The organism is Pedobacter nototheniae (genome assembly GCF_032678625.1).
In the GTDB taxonomy this organism is placed as follows: Bacteria; Bacteroidota; Bacteroidia; order Sphingobacteriales; family Sphingobacteriaceae; genus Pedobacter; species Pedobacter nototheniae_A.
This window is the reverse complement of the sequence record NZ_JAVTSO010000006.1, coordinates 41,884-58,179: the sequence shown is the minus strand read 5'-3', so window position 1 is coordinate 58,179 and position 16,296 is coordinate 41,884. Positions and strand designations below refer to the sequence as shown.

Annotated in this window: 16 protein-coding genes and 1 tRNA gene; 5 read left to right on the top strand and 12 right to left on the bottom strand. The window is 34.6% G+C overall.

All coding sequences use genetic code 11. The annotated features are described in order from the left end of the window. Positions 1 to 36 precede the first annotated feature (36 nt). The 4 genes from R2Q77_RS16905 to R2Q77_RS16890 all read right to left on the bottom strand — a co-directional run bounded on the left by R2Q77_RS16905 (position 37) and on the right by R2Q77_RS16890 (position 2,669). On the bottom strand, positions 37 to 837 hold the full coding sequence (locus tag R2Q77_RS16905; RefSeq protein WP_316804903.1) for a DUF1295 domain-containing protein: 801 nt from the start codon (positions 835 to 837) through the stop codon (positions 37 to 39). Positions 838 to 916: 79 nt separating this feature from the next. Continuing rightward, entirely contained in the window at positions 917 to 1,246 is a 330-nt protein-coding gene (locus R2Q77_RS16900; RefSeq protein ID WP_316804902.1) for a DUF1475 family protein, read from the bottom strand. Positions 1,247 to 1,256: 10 nt separating this feature from the next. Continuing rightward, complete coding sequence (locus R2Q77_RS16895) at positions 1,257 to 1,985, bottom strand: acyl-CoA desaturase (protein ID WP_316804901.1); 729 nt, start codon at positions 1,983 to 1,985, stop codon at positions 1,257 to 1,259. Positions 1,986 to 2,171: 186 nt separating this feature from the next. Continuing rightward, a complete protein-coding gene (locus R2Q77_RS16890; protein ID WP_316804900.1) occupies positions 2,172 to 2,669 on the bottom strand; it encodes a phosphoheptose isomerase in 498 nt (165 codons plus the stop codon). Positions 2,670 to 2,953: 284 nt separating this feature from the next. Between R2Q77_RS16890 and R2Q77_RS16885 the strand changes: the two genes are divergently transcribed. Beyond that, on the top strand, positions 2,954 to 3,889 hold the full coding sequence (locus tag R2Q77_RS16885; RefSeq protein WP_316804899.1) for an NADP-dependent oxidoreductase: 936 nt from the start codon (positions 2,954 to 2,956) through the stop codon (positions 3,887 to 3,889). A 563-nt stretch (positions 3,890 to 4,452) separates the two neighbouring features. On the opposite strand, the gene R2Q77_RS16880 is transcribed toward R2Q77_RS16885, so the two are convergent. The 7 genes from R2Q77_RS16880 to R2Q77_RS16850 form a co-directional block, all read right to left on the bottom strand. Next, entirely contained in the window at positions 4,453 to 4,914 is a 462-nt protein-coding gene (locus R2Q77_RS16880; RefSeq protein ID WP_316804898.1) for a hypothetical protein, read from the bottom strand. 319 nt (positions 4,915 to 5,233) lie between these two features. Continuing rightward, a complete protein-coding gene (locus tag R2Q77_RS16875) occupies positions 5,234 to 5,611 on the bottom strand; it encodes a hypothetical protein (RefSeq protein WP_316804897.1) in 378 nt (125 codons plus the stop codon). Between the two features lie 15 nt (positions 5,612 to 5,626). Then, the gene (locus R2Q77_RS16870; protein WP_316804896.1) at positions 5,627 to 5,761 is read right to left on the bottom strand and encodes a hypothetical protein; all 135 of its coding nucleotides are present in this window, start codon (positions 5,759 to 5,761) and stop codon (positions 5,627 to 5,629) included. A gap of 501 nt (positions 5,762 to 6,262) precedes the next feature. Continuing rightward, positions 6,263 to 8,344: a hypothetical protein gene (locus R2Q77_RS16865; protein WP_316804895.1), complete on the bottom strand. Its 2,082-nt coding sequence runs from the start codon at positions 8,342 to 8,344 to the stop codon at positions 6,263 to 6,265. Between the two features lie 467 nt (positions 8,345 to 8,811). Beyond that, positions 8,812 to 8,885 (bottom strand) — tRNA-Ala (locus R2Q77_RS16860). Between the two features lie 370 nt (positions 8,886 to 9,255). Beyond that, entirely contained in the window at positions 9,256 to 9,903 is a 648-nt protein-coding gene (locus R2Q77_RS16855; protein WP_316804894.1) for a chloramphenicol acetyltransferase, read from the bottom strand. 66 nt (positions 9,904 to 9,969) lie between these two features. After that, positions 9,970 to 10,665 (bottom strand): HAD family hydrolase, encoded by a 696-nt coding sequence (locus R2Q77_RS16850; RefSeq protein WP_316804893.1) that lies wholly within the window; start codon positions 10,663 to 10,665, stop codon positions 9,970 to 9,972. Between the two features lie 176 nt (positions 10,666 to 10,841). Between R2Q77_RS16850 and R2Q77_RS16845 the strand changes: the two genes are divergently transcribed. Beyond that, positions 10,842 to 11,432: a Crp/Fnr family transcriptional regulator gene (locus R2Q77_RS16845; RefSeq protein WP_316804892.1), complete on the top strand. Its 591-nt coding sequence runs from the start codon at positions 10,842 to 10,844 to the stop codon at positions 11,430 to 11,432. A gap of 8 nt (positions 11,433 to 11,440) precedes the next feature. Here the strand turns inward: R2Q77_RS16845 and R2Q77_RS16840 are convergent, their stop codons facing one another. Then, positions 11,441 to 11,842: a hypothetical protein gene (locus R2Q77_RS16840; protein WP_316804891.1), complete on the bottom strand. Its 402-nt coding sequence runs from the start codon at positions 11,840 to 11,842 to the stop codon at positions 11,441 to 11,443. Positions 11,843 to 12,419: 577 nt separating this feature from the next. Between R2Q77_RS16840 and R2Q77_RS16835 the strand changes: the two genes are divergently transcribed. The 3 genes from R2Q77_RS16835 (at position 12,420) to R2Q77_RS16825 (ending at position 16,217) form a co-directional block, all read left to right on the top strand. Further along, a complete protein-coding gene (locus R2Q77_RS16835; protein WP_316804890.1) occupies positions 12,420 to 13,238 on the top strand; it encodes a polysaccharide biosynthesis/export family protein in 819 nt (272 codons plus the stop codon). Then, the gene (locus tag R2Q77_RS16830; protein ID WP_316804889.1) at positions 13,238 to 15,640 is read left to right on the top strand and encodes a polysaccharide biosynthesis tyrosine autokinase; all 2,403 of its coding nucleotides are present in this window, start codon (positions 13,238 to 13,240) and stop codon (positions 15,638 to 15,640) included. The genes R2Q77_RS16835 and R2Q77_RS16830 overlap by 1 nt, the downstream gene beginning before the upstream one ends. 73 nt (positions 15,641 to 15,713) lie before the next feature. Continuing rightward, a complete protein-coding gene (locus R2Q77_RS16825) occupies positions 15,714 to 16,217 on the top strand; it encodes a UpxY family transcription antiterminator (protein WP_316804888.1) in 504 nt (167 codons plus the stop codon). The last annotated feature ends 79 nt before the right edge of the window (positions 16,218 to 16,296 follow it).

Sequence of the window (16,296 nt, the reverse complement as noted above, 5' to 3'; positions counted from 1 at the left end):
AAATGATTGATGGATTTACAAATACACATCCATTTTCTATTTTCCGGTCTTTTTACTCCAGGGAAAAAAGGCACTGGTTGTTTGCTGGTATTTTTTATACGCTTCGGGTTTGCTCCTTAAATTTTGTTCTTCATTATTTGGAACACCCGTAACTTTTAATAATAAATATAAAATAATGACCGGACTAATAACAGCCAAAATACCCAAGGGCGATGCTAAGGCAAAAACGAAATAGCCCATCCAGGTTAGCCATTCGAAGAAATAATTTGGATGCCTGCTATATTGCCAGAGTCCGGTATTGCAAACCTTCCCCTTATTGCTTGGGTCTTTTTTAAAGGCGACAAGCTGCCTGTCGGCAATCATTTCTCCAAAAAAAGAAATTATCCATATTATTAAACCCAAGTATTCTAAAATAGAAATGCTTCTCGTGGGATTGGCAGTGATAATGAAAAATGGAATAGCTAAAAGCACATTAGAGATGGCCTGAAATTGAAAAAACCAAAAGAAATTTCGATTGGCATTTTGTCCCCATTCTTTACGCAATTGCTGGTATCGCCCTTCTTCTTCGCTTAAATGACCTATTACACGTTGCCATAAATGTAAACCCAAACGCAACTCTGCCAACAAGAACATTCCACAGATTAAAAGCTTTCGGGTTTCGAAGCCTTCAGATAAAAAGAAAATAATAAGGGTAATTACCGGAAAATTTAAAGCCCAGAAAACATCAACAACACCGGCATTTTTAATTTTTTTTGCCCACAGCCAAACGATGGCCATAATGCTGCTGCAGGCAATTAAGGAGAGAAGCGCTATAAATAGAATATGTTTATAATCCATGTAGGGTTTAGGGGTTAAAACTAAAGATTTAAGGCTTGTATAATCGCCAGGTTAAACCTTTTGCCTTATACCTCGCCTTCTACCTATTGTCGAGCAATTCTTTAACACCTTCGCCTGTTTTTAGTTTAAATAATTGAACTAAAACATAACCTAAAGTGCCAATGCTACCTAAACATACGAATAAAATGGTCCAAACGATTTTAAGAAAAACGTTTTTTTCTTTATAAAACATCCACAAGGTGATTATGAAGATGTTGGCATAAAAATCCCATAATGTGGCGCGCATCCAGGGAATGCTGCCAAGAAAATCCCACTGCTCAAAAAGGTTACTCTCTAAAGAAGTACTGATTACTTTATAACACATAAAAATAAACAGTGCCGAGAAAACAATTTTGAGCAGATTGATCATAATATTAAAATTAAACCTTTCTGATTTTGATGATGCGCATCCAGTGCAAAACCTTCATTACCGGGTAAGTTGGGTCAAATTCCCACCATTTAGATGCAAAATTTGGACTGTTAGGTTTTTTATGGTGGTTGTTTTGAAACAATTCGCCCATTAACAAGAAATCCCAGGGAAGCGAGTTTTTGCTATGGTCTTCATTATCGTGGTTTGAATAGCCATATTTATGACCGCACCAGTTTACAATTGCACCGTGTAATGGACCCATCAGGAAATGGATTGGCAACAATAAAAACATCCACCAGTGGTTTGCAAAAACAACATAAAAGCCAATGTAAAATAAACCGCAAGAAATTCTCCAGATCCACGAATCTCCAATGCGGTCAACAAGTGGCCATTCCGGATAATTTCCTCTAAAAGCTGGCTCGGGTTCTACCTTAAAGCGTAAATAATTTAAATACATGTTCTTGGTTGCAATCATCATCCCGAATACATCTTTAAAGAAATGGGGAGAATGTGGATCTTTCTCTGTATCGCTATACGCATGGTGCATGCGATGTAAAATGGCATAAGCCCTTGGGTTTAGAAAAGAAGAACCTTGCGAGATCAATAATACCAAGTAGAAAAACTTTTCCCAAAAAGGCTCCATTTTAAACATTTTATGTGAGGAGTAACGGTGCAGAAAAAAAGTTTGGCTAAAAAGTGAAAGAAACCAGTGTGCAAGAAAAAATATTAAGATAATCATTTACTATTTGTGTGTGTATTGTACTGTTATTAACGAATTTTTTAGGTTTTTGGTTTCTATAGAACAGAAAACCTTTTTTAGAGCGTGGTGTAGTTTAAGTAAAAAGACTGTACTAATCCCCTACCGTTCCGATTTCCCGGTTATTTTATTACGGTATAAGGTAAATTAATACAGTCTTAAAATTTTTTATCTTCCGAAATCGTCTTGTACTCTAACGATATCACTTTCATCTGATGGATTTGAAGCATCTGTATGTTGCCAAATTTCGGCTACAACACCCCAATCTTCCAAACCGATTAAACGGTGGCGTTCGCCTTGTTGTAATTTAATCTGATCTTTAGGGTTATATTTTTTTACTTCACCTTCTTCATCGGTTTGACTGGTTTTAATGCCAACTGTACCCGTTACCACTTGCCAAATTTCGGCACGACGGTGATGATATTGCCACGAAAGACGTGTATTAGGTGCTACAATTAAAATTTTAGGACTTAATTTTCCGCCAATTTTAAGGTCTTCAACATTTAAGCCATCAAAATAAGTATCGGCAAATTGCTGCGCCTGCGCTTCATCAATTACAAAAAAACCTCCCCATGGACGGGTTTCATCGCGGTTTACCACATTAAAACCTTCAATTTTTAAACGTTGTGCAACGCTTTCGAATATTTCTTTTTTATCGTTTTGCATAAGGTGGTAAAAATAAGGCTTATAAATTAAAAAAGCCCTTTCAGGCTTATATTTTTTTCATACAGTTAAATCTACTTTTTCTCTTGCGCAGCATTAAAAAAATATTTAGTAAAAACATTTAAAATTGAAAAATAGTGCTAACTTTTTGAAAATTATTGCAGGCAGTTAATCGTACAGCACAGATAACGGTAGCTTAACGTTCATTTTTGATTAATATGAGTCCAGCCTGACTAAGCCGTACTCAAATTTTTGAGCTTTGAAATGAAGCATAAAAAAACAAACAGATGAAAGCATATTTATTATATGAAGCCGGAGGGGCCGACAGACTGGTTCTTGGCGAAGTACAAAAACCTACTTTAAAAAGTGGAGAAGTTCTAATCAGGGTAAAAGCCATCGGCATAAACCCAGCAGATACCATTTATCGAAACACACCTGCATTTATCACGCATATATTCGGCGAAGAACGACCGGTAATCATGGGTTGGGACATATCCGGGGAAATTGTCGAAAAGTCTGACAATACTGATGGATTTGAAATAGGTGATGCTGTTTTTGCACTTTTACAAAATGCCGGAGGTTATGCCGAATTCGTTGCAGTCAATGTAAATTTATTAGCTCGTAAACCAGAGAGTATTACTTTCGAAGAAGCTGCTGCTTCCCCTATGGCTGGTTTGACCGCGTGGCAGCCACTGGTTGATGGAATGAAGATTAAGAAAGGAAACAAAATTCTTATTCATGGGGCTGCAGGTGGTGTGGGCCATTACGCAGTACAAATAGCTAAATATTTAGGCGCTGAAGTAATCGCAACGTCTTCCGGCAAAAACCACAATTTTGTTATGGCTCTTGGTGCTGATAAACATATTGATTATCAAACTGAAAATTTCTGGGAAATAGTTAAAGATGTTGATTTTGTTTTTGATACTGTTGGAGGAGAAACATTGGAACATTCTATTGATGTAACCAAGCCAGGTGGTACAATCATTTCAATTTTGGCGCTTACAAACGATCAACTGATGTCTAAAGCACAGGAAAAAAAAGTGACCTTATCTTTGTGGGGTTTACAATTTAATGGAGAGGCGCTAAGAGCTTTCGCCGATTTATTGTCGACAGGAAAATTAAAATCATATATAGCTAAAACATATCCTTTCACAGCTATGGTGGAAGCACATCAACAAGTTGAAACCCGTAGAACCGCTGGAAAAATAGTACTCACAGTGTAGTTAAAATGCCTTTAGAAATAATCTAAAAGCGTAAATTGTGTTTTAAGGGTGGAGAACATGGATGCTAACCGATCATCGTAAAAACTGGGAGGCCCAATATCCGGTCATAATCTTCTTGCAAGCTCCTCCTTATTGATTAGTTTCGATTAAAGTATTTTATTGATAGCCATTTAATTACATAAATTATCCATAATAATAATTATAGGGAAAAGAAATGTTTATAAAATATACTTCTTTGTATGATAATGTAGTTTTTTAAACCATCCTTAATTAAATCAGTTATTACATTGATAACATTTAGTGAGGTTGATTTCAAGCTTGAATTGGGTTAGAGTAATGTTATTATGCAGAGGCATGCTACCTCTGCATCTTTTTTATCTTAATAAGTCTAAGTAACTCCAATTCATCCGTTACTAATTATTAATTCCGTCTATGTTTTATTTCATTTTTAAAGTAAATGATAAGTTCTGAGCAGATCGAATTAATGCCTTCAAGGTAGGAAATCAGCAAACAATTGTTTTGAAATGCATAAAGAGGTTTCTAACATTTAAATAAAGATTACTCTAATAGGCATTATTAGCCTCATTAATAGACTTTTGTCTATTTGGCATTTTCATCCATTTGTTATATTCTTCCTTCGCCATTTGATTAAGTTTTTCACTTTGATAAAATCGAAGCGCAACCAAAAAAGGTCTTCTTCCAGATGCAGGCGCTGCAACACGACCCTGTTGTTGATCATAATCTTTTCTTATCAATTCAACTAAATAGTCGCTCCCTTTAATAATGGCTTTTCCATGAAGAATTATAAAGACAGGATTATAAAATGATTTATCTAAACTTATTAATTTATCAGTTACTTCTTTATTTCCTAATCCTTTCAAGAGTCCATTATAAAAAACCTGATCTTTATAGGATTGAAGCCACTCTTTCTCATTTTCTTTACCCTGCCCAAATGTTGCAAGTGAAAATAATATTAAGGCATTTATTATTAATATTTTTCTCATAAGTTTTATTGTAATTTCCATAATGTTATTTTACTTACCCCCCCTTGCAGTAAAGTAGTAATGTGTTACTGGTGGTGTTGTATAAGATCCTGCATGTCCTGAGGCTGCAAAATAATTTGGCCCTGCATAGTTAGGAATCATTATGTAAATACCCGTTAATCCACTAAAAACTGTAACAAATCTTTCTCCATTTTTCCATGAATTTGGAATTCGATTATCTCTACGACACGAGCGCAATAAATGCACATAGAAAAAGAAGTAAGCCAGTGTATTTCGGTGAAAGTGCCCCTTCTGTTTCGGTCCAAACTGGCTACCAATTTGATTACCGGATGATGCACATTTATTCTAACCACAATATTGATTTATAATATTCTTCATACTCTTGACCTCCTGCCTTTAAAGCAGTTATGTACGCAACTTTTGAGGATTTTTCATCTCTAATTTCTTCAGGATAAATATTTATCATTTTTTCTTTTGAAAACCGCATTATCTCAAAAAGTGCATCAAGAAATTTATCAGAGTTTTCTGCACATGCAAATACAACTCTATCTCCAAACGGATCGAATGAGAAAATTTTTCCATTATTTTTATTAAGGACTAATCTATCGTTTATATCAAATCCAAAATATAAATACTCCTCATCTTCTTGATAGTTAGGATCAAAAGTTATATTATTAATCCGTAATTCGCTTAAATCATAGTTTGAAAGCAAATTCATGATTTCATTATTCTCCTACCTATCCGAAATTTTTTTAATCTCAAATTGTTTGATCCAATAGTCAATCAGATCACTTGGGGTATCAGCTTTAAATTCTTCCCGACTTGGTTTTAACGAGCCAATTTTCTCAACAAATTCGTTTGCTTGCATTTATAAATTGCTTTAATCTAAAACATTATTGAAAACCCCTTTGATGCCATTCAGGCTCTGTAGACCTCCTTGAAATTCTACGCAACCTTCAGAAGCAATGCCACCATTTTGCTGAAAACTTTCGTAAAAATTGATTAGAGTAATTTAATTATATTTCCGATAATAATTATGGATATACAAATTAACCCCGAAATGATCCCTATACTATATTTTTCTTCATTTTTCATCTTGTAGAATAGAGGGATTATAGAACAAAAATAAATTGACCCAAAATAAAGAATAGTCGACGCAACATTAAAAAGATGAAATAATTTACTTAAATATTCTCTGTTATGAGTTAAGGCCCAGTTATTAATTGATTTTTCAGACCACATTCCAACTGAAATATAGTCTGCGATAGTTGAAAGCCCCCCAAAAGGAAACATTAAAAACAGTATCGCTTGTATCAAGCAAATAAAGTATAATATATAAAAGATTGTTTTTTTTTTCATTTTAAATCAGCTAATCAGGACAATTTTTGGATAAGACACTTAATGGTTTTTTACCGTCAATCACTTCTTTAACTAAATTCCATTTTGGTCTTAAAATTTCTGGTACATCTATGGAAGCTACTCCTCCGTTTAAATTTACAAAATTAACAATCCCATACTGAAAAGAAGTCCATAATTTATCTGCTTGTGAGAAAGGAAGTCCTTTTTCAAACCCTATAAGTGTTGGAATTACTTCTGCTAAATAGGCATCCCCAGTTGTTAATCTATCAACACCTCTAGTAAAAAAGGTATATGATAAGTCTGCGTTTCGAATATATCCAAAATCACGATGTCCACTAACCGGATGTGTCCCATAAATTGGTTCGTGTATTGTTGTAAATGTCCAGCCATTTGACGTAGATTTTGAAGTAATAACAGAAGCATTGTCAGGACCTGAGATATCTAAGGCAAGAATACTTCCTTTTGGATCATTTGAAACCCATTTTGAACGATCATCAATTCCGTAATAATTATATGGCATAAAAGTTTTAGTACCGTCTGTTAACGAATTAAGGTTTGTTCTAATGTAATGAATAAATTGATCGGCTGTTATTCTTATACCATTTATCTCAGGTAAGGTAGTTATTGTTACCGAAAAATTATCCATATTAACTATAGGACTAAAAGCGGCATTTATATTTTGTATGTAGGCAATATATTTGTGATAGTACGTCCTCCTCTGATCAACATAATTGTCAGCTAATGTTCTTAACTTGTTTATAATTGACGCATCAGGAACAAACTTAGCTGTAGCAATCCATTTTTTCAATGTTTCGCATGGCACATCTTGTATAAGCGCAAAGGGGTTAGTCTTAACTGAATTATTAAACTGTACTAACGCTTCTATGCTTACATTTGGATTTTCTATTAAATATACACTCACCCACCTTAAAAATTCTATGTTACCTTCTGACGTAGCGCCACCATTTTGAACAAAGTAAATTGACAGCGTATTTATCTTTTCTAGGTTAGATGGATCATCAATAAAGTTGATTAATTCTATTTCACCGGGCTGAATATTTAAACTTAATTTTAGAAACTGTTGTACACTTACAGGTTGTGCTATTGGTGGTGGTGGATCTTGTGGTACAGGTAAGCAAGCTGGTATGCTACTCGTACCATCTGGATACTGAATGGGAACGTAATTCGGAGATGGATCGCAATTATCAGGAGTGTAGTTATTTGGATTTGAAGAACCACCTCCTGTACCTGGATTAGATACAGGAGGTTCTCCAGTACCACCTGATCCACTTGGTCCATTGGTTGGATCACCAAAGACATCTTGAGTTATCCATATTGAAATGTCATTTGCGCAAGCCGTTCTTCCACAAACATTACAGGTCAACCAGTCACAAGGTCCACTTGGACAGGTGCATACATCAGTTTTGAATCTTATGCAGAATGTATAACCGTTTTCACCCAGGATGGGTTCAGTTGGGGCCGACATAATTTTTCCTTTTGCTCCAATTGAAGTTCTTGCTGTTGGACTATTATTAGTAATTGCAGGAAAAGAAAGTGTTTTAAGGGGTTTACCATCCCAATCTTTAACATATATTTTACCTAAGTAGTTTTCTCTATTTCCATATAGCCATACAGAATCAGGTTTTAAAATAACCCATTCAGCATGTATTTGAGATGAGCTATCTTTGTACATATAAAGATAGTTAAGTGAGCTGAAAGGCATTACCTGCTTTTTAGATCCAACAACTGCCATTGCAGAGCCAAAATCTAAAGGTATTTTTACTGCATTACCATTAGAAACTAAGCTTCGGTATGCTTTATCCCATAATGGCTTTTTGTTATTCAATAAGGCCTCCAAATTTGTAACCCCCGAATTTTGAGCACCTTTTCCAGTGCTCATTAATTTCTTTGAATTTGTTACCTGTTTTAAATTCGCTTCAAAATATTGCTTTGCCTCAGCAATAGAAATACCTTTTTGAAGATCACTTGAATTAGGCATAAGATTATCCTTACGACAGGATTGCATCAAAAACAGGCACAGGAGAGCAAGGCAAGCTATAGCTTTGCCTTTGAAGAGCGTTAATTTTTTCATCAGTTAATTAGTTTAAAGTAAATTTTGAGAGATGATGATTCATCTAATATAATTTTAATTTCGAGAAAGCAAGAAATTAATAAATCATTTCACACAAGTCTTTTCACTAAATTTATTAGCCATTTTGAGATCCTTATTACTCGGAAGCTGGAAACGAATTTTACAAACTACAAAGCTGGTTTTCACTTAATGATAATACGTGGCCATTTATTATGGGTTTGGATTAATAATTAAAGTTAATGGATTTGATGGTGAAGATATTTTTATTAATCTACATACTATAAATGATTTCTATACGGATTGATTTTTCAGAAAGCAGGTCCAGATATTATCTTTTTTTTATGATGTTTTAATACGATTGCTCTGAAGGTTGGCATTTGTAAAACATTTGTGTTAAAATATACAAAGATGCTTACAGAATTGAAATAAAAAAGGCCGATCTAAATGAATAGATCGGCCTTTAAGGGTGGAGAATATCGGATTCGAACCGATCACCTCTTCACTGCCAGCGAAGCGCTCTAGCCAAATGAGCTAATCCCCCGTTTTATGTGATGCCTAACATTGTCAATTTTATTTTCAATCCAGAGATCAAATAAGCCAATTGCTTTTGTGGTTGGCAAAAATAGCAATAAGTTTCTTGTTTGCAAATTAAAGTGAAACTTCATTGATTTTAATCTTTTACTTTCATTGTAGAGATGAGCATCAGACTGCTTACAAACAAGGCTGACTCAGGCGGATAAATAATAAACAGGCACAAAATAAATGTGGCAATCATTATCAGCGCCAGAAATAATAATGCTTTACATAGAGATTCCATGTAAAACACCGCAATAAAACCCAGAATATAAATAGGAATAATAAATACTACTACAAGCATGTATCTAAATTAATTCCTGTTTATTAACAGAATATTAGCCTGGTATTAATTGCTTAATGTTTTGCTGTAACAGTTGCTGGTAACAATCTACAAACTGGCTCACCTGAAAACCATCCATTAAAGCATGATTTACATGAATAGAAACCGGCATTAATTTTTTATCACCTTCGTTCCTAAATTTTCCGAAAGAAATTTTTGGGCAGCTGTCAGAAATAGAAAATTTTCTGGCATGCGACATGGATTTAAAATCTAACCAAGGCAATGCCGAATAGTGAATTACATTTTGTCCGGATGAACCGAGGATTAATCCATTACTTTTTTCTACTTTTTTAATTTCTTCTAACGCTGCTGTTTTAAATTCAGAAAAATCCTGACTAAAATCCATATAACTAAAGCCAAAGGTTCCGTTGGGGCGGCTAATGGTTGCCGAAGCATGCACTTCGTCATATTTCCAAACTTCGTTATCTATAATTCTATATTTAAAGGCTTCTATCTGGTTGGCGGCTGTTAAAGATTTATACAGGTAAAGCAGAAAAAAGGAAACACCCATTTCCTTGGCTTCACGGTAGGTAAAAGTACAGTCAACATCTACAGTAACCCCAAAAAATGGCTCTTCAAAAGTGTTAAAAAAATTAAAATGATCTTTTCTGATCCAGGTATCTATATCTATTTTGTTTCTCATCTGAATATAATTATTGTTTTTTCGGCATTAATAAAAGAGTCTCTAATATTTTAGGATTAAAATGGCTCATTCAGTTAATCTTGGCAATACTTCCCCAAGGTTTTCCATTTGATAAAAATTTTCATGTTCAATGCTATGGTCTATATGCTCGTGCACCCAGGTGGTATGGTATGGAATATGTGCTGCATGCCCACCAATAGCCAACACGGGTAATACATCAGATTTTAAGGAATTACCCAGCATTAGAAATTCTTCGGGCGGGCAATCTAAATGTTTAAGTAATTTTAAATAATCTTTCTCCTGCTTGTCGCTCATAATTTCTATATGATGGAAATAATGATCCAAACCTGATTTTTTAAGCTTCCGCTCCTGATCAAGTAAATCACCCTTGGTTGCCACTACTAATTTATAACGTCCAAATAATGCTTTTAAAACATCCTCAACCCCATCCAACAATTCAACGGGTTTATTTAGCATTTCCTGCCCTAACGCTATGGCTTTGCTTATAATTAGCGGATTAACAGTACCTTCAGTTATCCTTAAAACGGTTTCTATCATACTCAGCATAAACCCTTTAATTCCATAACCGTATAAAGGTAAATTGCCTATTTCTGTCTTATATAATTCAGCAGTTATTGTGTGGTGTGGCAAATAATCTTCTAAAAGACCAGCAAATTTAGCTTCTGTTTCCCTGAAATAGGGTTCGTTTACCCAAAGTGTATCGTCTGCATCAAAAGCGATTACGGTAATTTTATTTTTCATTGGCATATAATGTGTTTTTAACGGTACTGGAGCTAATATAAACCTGTTTATCCCTATTCATGTATAACTCTTTACGAATTTGAATGGTAATGATCAACTCGTTATGTTTACTTTTACATCAGCAAAAATAAACCAATTAAAAAATCCTTGGAAGGACAATTGTCCTGAACTGAATTATGCTACGTACGAACCTTACTTTTTTATCGTTTATAGAACGTTTTTATACAGAAACGGGCCATCAAAAAAACATCAGGCTAAAATCTTTTGCAAAAGGAACAAGATTTATTGAGCAGGGAGATTCCATTAAAAACATTTACATCATCAAGGATGGGATTACTAAATGTTTCATTTCTGAAGAAAATGGCAAAGATTTTATTATTGAATTTTTGGGTACGGGAGAAGTTGTTGGAGAACTGGAGGCGTTAAAAAAAATCAATTGTCTTTGCAACGTTGAAGCCATAAGTGATATTACCGTTTATGCCATTCCAGATCATTTTTTCCTTAAGCTGGTAGAAGAAAATACAGCCTTTAATAAAATACTCCTTCAGGAACTATCAACCAGAATTATCCAAACCAGTACCAGGGCCTCTTTTCAACAACTGTATACCTTAGAATATGGATTGGATAAACTATTAAAGCTGCAAACAGAAGAACAGATTACCATTTCTAAGGAAGATATGGCAGCCTATCTTGGCATATCGACCAGAAGTTTTAACAGGCTTTTAAAACAACACTCAAACAAAGTGAACGGTTCTACGGATGAATGATTTATAAATTAAAATATGCTCAGGCTATTCCTCCTTAATAAAGAATAACCTATCCCGCCCATAACCAAAACTAAAACGGGGATGTAATCATCAAGGGGGCAATTTATAGGCGTAAAATTAGCCACATACCTGTAAGAAGCATCGCAAACTCCGTTTATACAACATCTTGTGCCATCTGATACTGCAGTTTGATAATTGTATCTGGGGCAAGTAGTCGGAAACCCGGAATTATTATAGGTTGGAGAGCCTCCGTAATTATCTAAACTTGAACCCGATACTCGAGTTAAGGGTGCATAATAAATTCTTTCCATGCCTGAAACGGCGTAATTAATAGCACAACCGGGTACTGCAAACGATTTACCATAAAAAAAAGTAAATACTAATAAGACAAACAGCTTAATTTTATTCATAAAAAGGGTTAGACAACTTTAGGCTGATGGATTACAGCCGAAAACAACGAAACAAACGTATTAAAAAAATGTATTATAAATATTACAAAAAATTAAAATATTGACAATTATCAATATAAATATTTTTGATCAAAAAAACACAGTAAGCAAAACAACTGTCTAAATACAAGCACATTACCTACATAAAACTAATTAAAAACAGCGACTAAATGCTTTTACCAAAGCAGTTACATTTAAGTATATGTTTTCATAATTTCAGGTAAAGTCCTAATCAAATTAACTTTTAAAAATTTTGATGGTAAGTTGCTGGTAATTCTCTAATTGTAATAACGGAGAGCTTAATTACAAACCATATCAACTGATTATTAACGTTGAAATAAGGTGGCTGAATAAGGGCATTAATTTCCCCAAAAATGCACGTTGAAAAACTATTTAACCCTATTATATGGCTGTTTATTGATGATATAGCCAAATTTTGAGGGCCATTATACAATATGATTTCTTTTCAACGTCATTAAATCCTATTTTTGTAATTGAACTACAAGAATCATCGCCCTAATTTTCAGGAATACTACCTATGCAAATACATTATTATTTAAAATATTTATATGCTCTTTTATTTTGTTCACTCCTGTTTACAGCTTGTTCAGTAAGAAAAGAACGTACTCTTTTTAATGCTTCAAGCGATATTGTAACAGACACCATTAAACAAGTTTATGTAGTAAACGATCAAGGTATAAGCGATGCTTATTATAAAATTAAACCTATTGATCAACTGGCTATCCGTAACCTTCAAAACCCTGAATTTGGGGCCATTACAACTTCAGGATCTTCTACCGGTGTATCTTACTCCTCACAATCGGGCAATAATACAAATGTGTTATCTTATCCTGTAGAACCAGATGGGAATGTTACTCTACCTGCCATTGGCAAAGTAGAAGTTACGGGTTTAACCCGGCGCGAGGCTGCTATTAAAATACAGGATATTTATAAGCAGAAACTTTTAAAAGATCCAATCATAGAGCTTAGCATAATTAATTTAAAGGTTACCCTGCTGGGCGAATTCAGTAAGCAAGGTAATTTTCTTTTGGAAAAAGATAATACAACCTTAATTGATATTATTGGTGAAGCAGGAGGGATTTCAAAAACAGCTGATCCAAAAACCTTAAAAATTATTCGTGGCGACCGAAGCCATCCGGAAATTATTTATGTAAACCTGAATGATATTAATAGTTTAGCCAGTAAAAAGCTTATCCTTCAGAATAACGACATTATCGTTTTACAACCAACAAAAAGTTCTGCTTTAAGCGAAAAACTGCAGGGGGTTAACAATATTATCCAGCCCTTTTTGGTTGTGGTAAATTTAGCTGTCTTAATCCTAACCCTTACACGTTAATGGAAAATAGCGAACATTTCATACAAAAACAGGCAGTTAGCCAGACCATAGATTTTTATAAGATATTTAAAGTTTTTATTAGTCGCTGGTATTGGGTTGCAGGTACTGTTTTAATTGCACTTTGCGGTGCCTGGTTATATTTGTGGTATACCCCACCTTTATATCAAACTGGTGCTTCTTTAAAGCTTGAAGACAGTAATCCAGCTATAAACACCAGTGGAGGAATGGGCGGACAGCCTTATAATTATACCGACAAAATTCAGGCTGAAAGTTTTACCATCCGCAGCAATGAAGTAATATTAAATGCAGTAAAAACGCTTAATTATAAAATTAGCTACTTTATTAAAGGCAGGGTGCGTACAACAGAATTGTACCCAAATGTTCCGTTTGTAATTGAAATAATTAAACAAGACAGTGTCGATTTTAGTCATGCATTATATGAAGTTAATGCTGTAGACAATCAACATTTCAAAATTTCTCAAGGCAATAAAAAAGAAACTGTAACTTACCAATATGGGCAGCAAATTAATATGGGTAATATGATATTCCGTATTAAGGACCACTTACCCAGTTCAAGCACCTATCTGTTTAAATTTAACAGTAAAGAGGATTTTATTGGCAGGGCAATGGGTGGTTTATATGTTTCTGAAGCAGCGCGCTTTACCAATGTGATGAGCTTAAGTCAAAATGACGCAAATGCTGTTTTTGCTGCAGATATATTAAATGCCATTATGAAAGAATATGTGGCATTTGATATTATTCAGAGGAGAAGATCGGCTAAGCAAACTGTTGATTTTATAGACAATCAACTGGGCTTTATCAATGCAGAAACAGGAAAATCAGGAACCAACCTCGCCAATTATAAAACACAGAATAAAATTGTAGACTTAACCGCAGCAACTTCTACAACGATTGGAAAGTTATCTGATCTGGAGAAACAAAAATCGGAATTAAACATTAAGCTTTTAGGTATTAAACAACTGGAAGAGCAAATTAGCAATAACCGCTCGAAGGTAGAAATTGGTTTTGATTTGGATGGAGAGCTTAACAGTGGCGTATCCATACTGGTTAATCAGTTAAATACCTTATTAAGCAATAGAGAGATTAAACTTACCCAATTTACGGCAAACTCCCAACCTGTAAAGCAAATTGAACAGCAAATCGCTAATGTAAAAACCAGCATCAGAACCAGTATTAACTCCATGCGAAACAGTACTGAAAAAACGATCCAATACATTAACAACCAAATTTCGGGGGTAAACCAAAGCATCAGTTCAATTCCAAATAAAGAAAAAGACTATGTAAAGCTACAGGCCAATTTCGAGGTTAATAATAAAGTGCGTTCGTTCTTATCTGAGAAAAAATTAGAAGCAGAGATGAATGCGGCGGCAGTTGTTCCTGGCGCTTCCATCGTTAATTTAGCTTATCCAAATTTCTACTCTATTGCGCCAAATGCCAATAAAATTTATATGACGGCTATTATGCTTGGCCTTGCAGCCGGCTTTGGTTTAATTTTACTGGTGCGCTTCTTAAATCCTTACATTTATGATAAAGAAACTGTTGAAGGTTTAACGCATACGCCAATTATTGGTGTGATTAGAAAGTTCCCTGATTTCATTGATCAGGATAGCAAACAGGCCTTATCTTTATCTAAACCAAAATCGGTTTTTGCTGAATCGGTACGTTCTGTACGTACCAATTTAAGCTTTTTGGCCAGCCATAAGCAAAGTAAAACAATATGCATTACATCAGAAATTTCGGGAGAAGGTAAGTCTTTTGTAACGGTTAACTTAGCGAGTACATTAGCGCTTATTGAAAAGAAAGTAATTTTAATAGCAGCAGATTTAAGAAAATCAAAACTCCATAAGGCATTCAACAACGATAACAAAAAAGGTTTAAGCACGCTCCTTTCCGGGCAGCATGCCTTGGAAGATGTACTTGTGCATGATGAGTTGCATCATATAGATTTTATTCCGTCGGGGCCAACGCCACCTAACCCTTCTGAATTATTGCATTCTGCAGCAATGAAAGAACTATTGGATAAGTTAAGCCCAATATATGATTATGTATTGGTCGATACTGCTCCGGTTGGCCTGGTATCGGATGCCATTCCGTTGATCAGAAAATCTGATGTAAATCTGTTTGTTATTCGTTCTGGTGTGTCACAGCAACGGGCCGCAGCAATTCCCGAACGTTTATCGCGGGAGTATGGCTTAAGTAACTTAGCCATTATTTTAAATGCTTTTGGAGACGATGCGCTCTACTCCAATTACTATACAACTGATTATAGTCGTGGCAGCGGTAACAGTACTTATTATTATTCTGATTATTCAGGATACTCCGGATCAGGCTATTATGAAGATGAGAACCGGAAATGGTGGATGTTTTGGAAGAAAAAATAAATTAGCTAATTATATAAACAAATAGCTTTAATAGGCTGATCTTTAAACTCCTTAATCATAATTTTCCAGTTCAATGATTGATAATAATTATAGATGGTATCCGATTTACACAAGATCAAGAGCTGAAAAAAAAGCTTATAATGAACTTATTAGGAAAAACATAACAACTTATCTGCCTTTACGCAAAACACTTAAACAATGGAGCGACAGGAAAAAGGTTGTAGAAGAACCATTAATTAAATCCTATTTGTTTGTATACATATCAGCAAAAGAACATGCTGAAGTATTGATGACCCAGGGCGTAACCAGGTTTATTTACTTTTCAGGAAATATTACTTCTATACCTGAACAACAAATTCAGGACTTAAAGTTATTATTAGCGACGGATACAGAGCTGGAAATATTTGAGTATAATATTAAACCAGGCCAAAAGGTGCTGATTAAAGCCGGCCCATTTAAAGGAATTATTGCTGAGTTGGTATCTTTACATAACAAGCAACGTATTATTTTACGTTTACAAAATATGGGCTACTCTATCAACATTAACACTTCTATAGCATTTATAGAACCATTTTAATTACAGCATACCGATTAGTGGGGAGCGATACAAATAAAGAAGTAAGCCAATAAAATTACGGGACCCTCAAAACTAACAT

Bases quoted from the DNA above. Each gene is read 5' to 3' on its own strand.
- R2Q77_RS16905 (WP_316804903.1), bottom strand. From the start codon at position 837: ATGGATTATAAACATATTCTATTTATAGCGCTTCTCTCCTTAATTGCC.
- R2Q77_RS16900 (WP_316804902.1), bottom strand. From the start codon at position 1,246: ATGATCAATCTGCTCAAAATTGTTTTCTCGGCACTGTTTATTTTTATG.
- R2Q77_RS16895 (WP_316804901.1), bottom strand. From the start codon at position 1,985: ATGATTATCTTAATATTTTTTCTTGCACACTGGTTTCTTTCACTTTTT.
- R2Q77_RS16890 (WP_316804900.1), bottom strand. From the start codon at position 2,669: ATGCAAAACGATAAAAAAGAAATATTCGAAAGCGTTGCACAACGTTTA.
- R2Q77_RS16885 (WP_316804899.1), top strand. From the start codon at position 2,954: ATGAAAGCATATTTATTATATGAAGCCGGAGGGGCCGACAGACTGGTT.
- R2Q77_RS16880 (WP_316804898.1), bottom strand. From the start codon at position 4,914: ATGGAAATTACAATAAAACTTATGAGAAAAATATTAATAATAAATGCC.
- R2Q77_RS16875 (WP_316804897.1), bottom strand. From the start codon at position 5,611: ATGAATTTGCTTTCAAACTATGATTTAAGCGAATTACGGATTAATAAT.
- R2Q77_RS16870 (WP_316804896.1), bottom strand. From the start codon at position 5,761: ATGCAAGCAAACGAATTTGTTGAGAAAATTGGCTCGTTAAAACCAAGT.
- R2Q77_RS16865 (WP_316804895.1), bottom strand. From the start codon at position 8,344: ATGAAAAAATTAACGCTCTTCAAAGGCAAAGCTATAGCTTGCCTTGCT.
- R2Q77_RS16855 (WP_316804894.1), bottom strand. From the start codon at position 9,903: ATGAGAAACAAAATAGATATAGATACCTGGATCAGAAAAGATCATTTT.
- R2Q77_RS16850 (WP_316804893.1), bottom strand. From the start codon at position 10,665: ATGAAAAATAAAATTACCGTAATCGCTTTTGATGCAGACGATACACTT.
- R2Q77_RS16845 (WP_316804892.1), top strand. From the start codon at position 10,842: ATGCTACGTACGAACCTTACTTTTTTATCGTTTATAGAACGTTTTTAT.
- R2Q77_RS16840 (WP_316804891.1), bottom strand. From the start codon at position 11,842: ATGAATAAAATTAAGCTGTTTGTCTTATTAGTATTTACTTTTTTTTAT.
- R2Q77_RS16835 (WP_316804890.1), top strand. From the start codon at position 12,420: ATGCAAATACATTATTATTTAAAATATTTATATGCTCTTTTATTTTGT.
- R2Q77_RS16830 (WP_316804889.1), top strand. From the start codon at position 13,238: ATGGAAAATAGCGAACATTTCATACAAAAACAGGCAGTTAGCCAGACC.
- R2Q77_RS16825 (WP_316804888.1), top strand. From the start codon at position 15,714: ATGATTGATAATAATTATAGATGGTATCCGATTTACACAAGATCAAGA.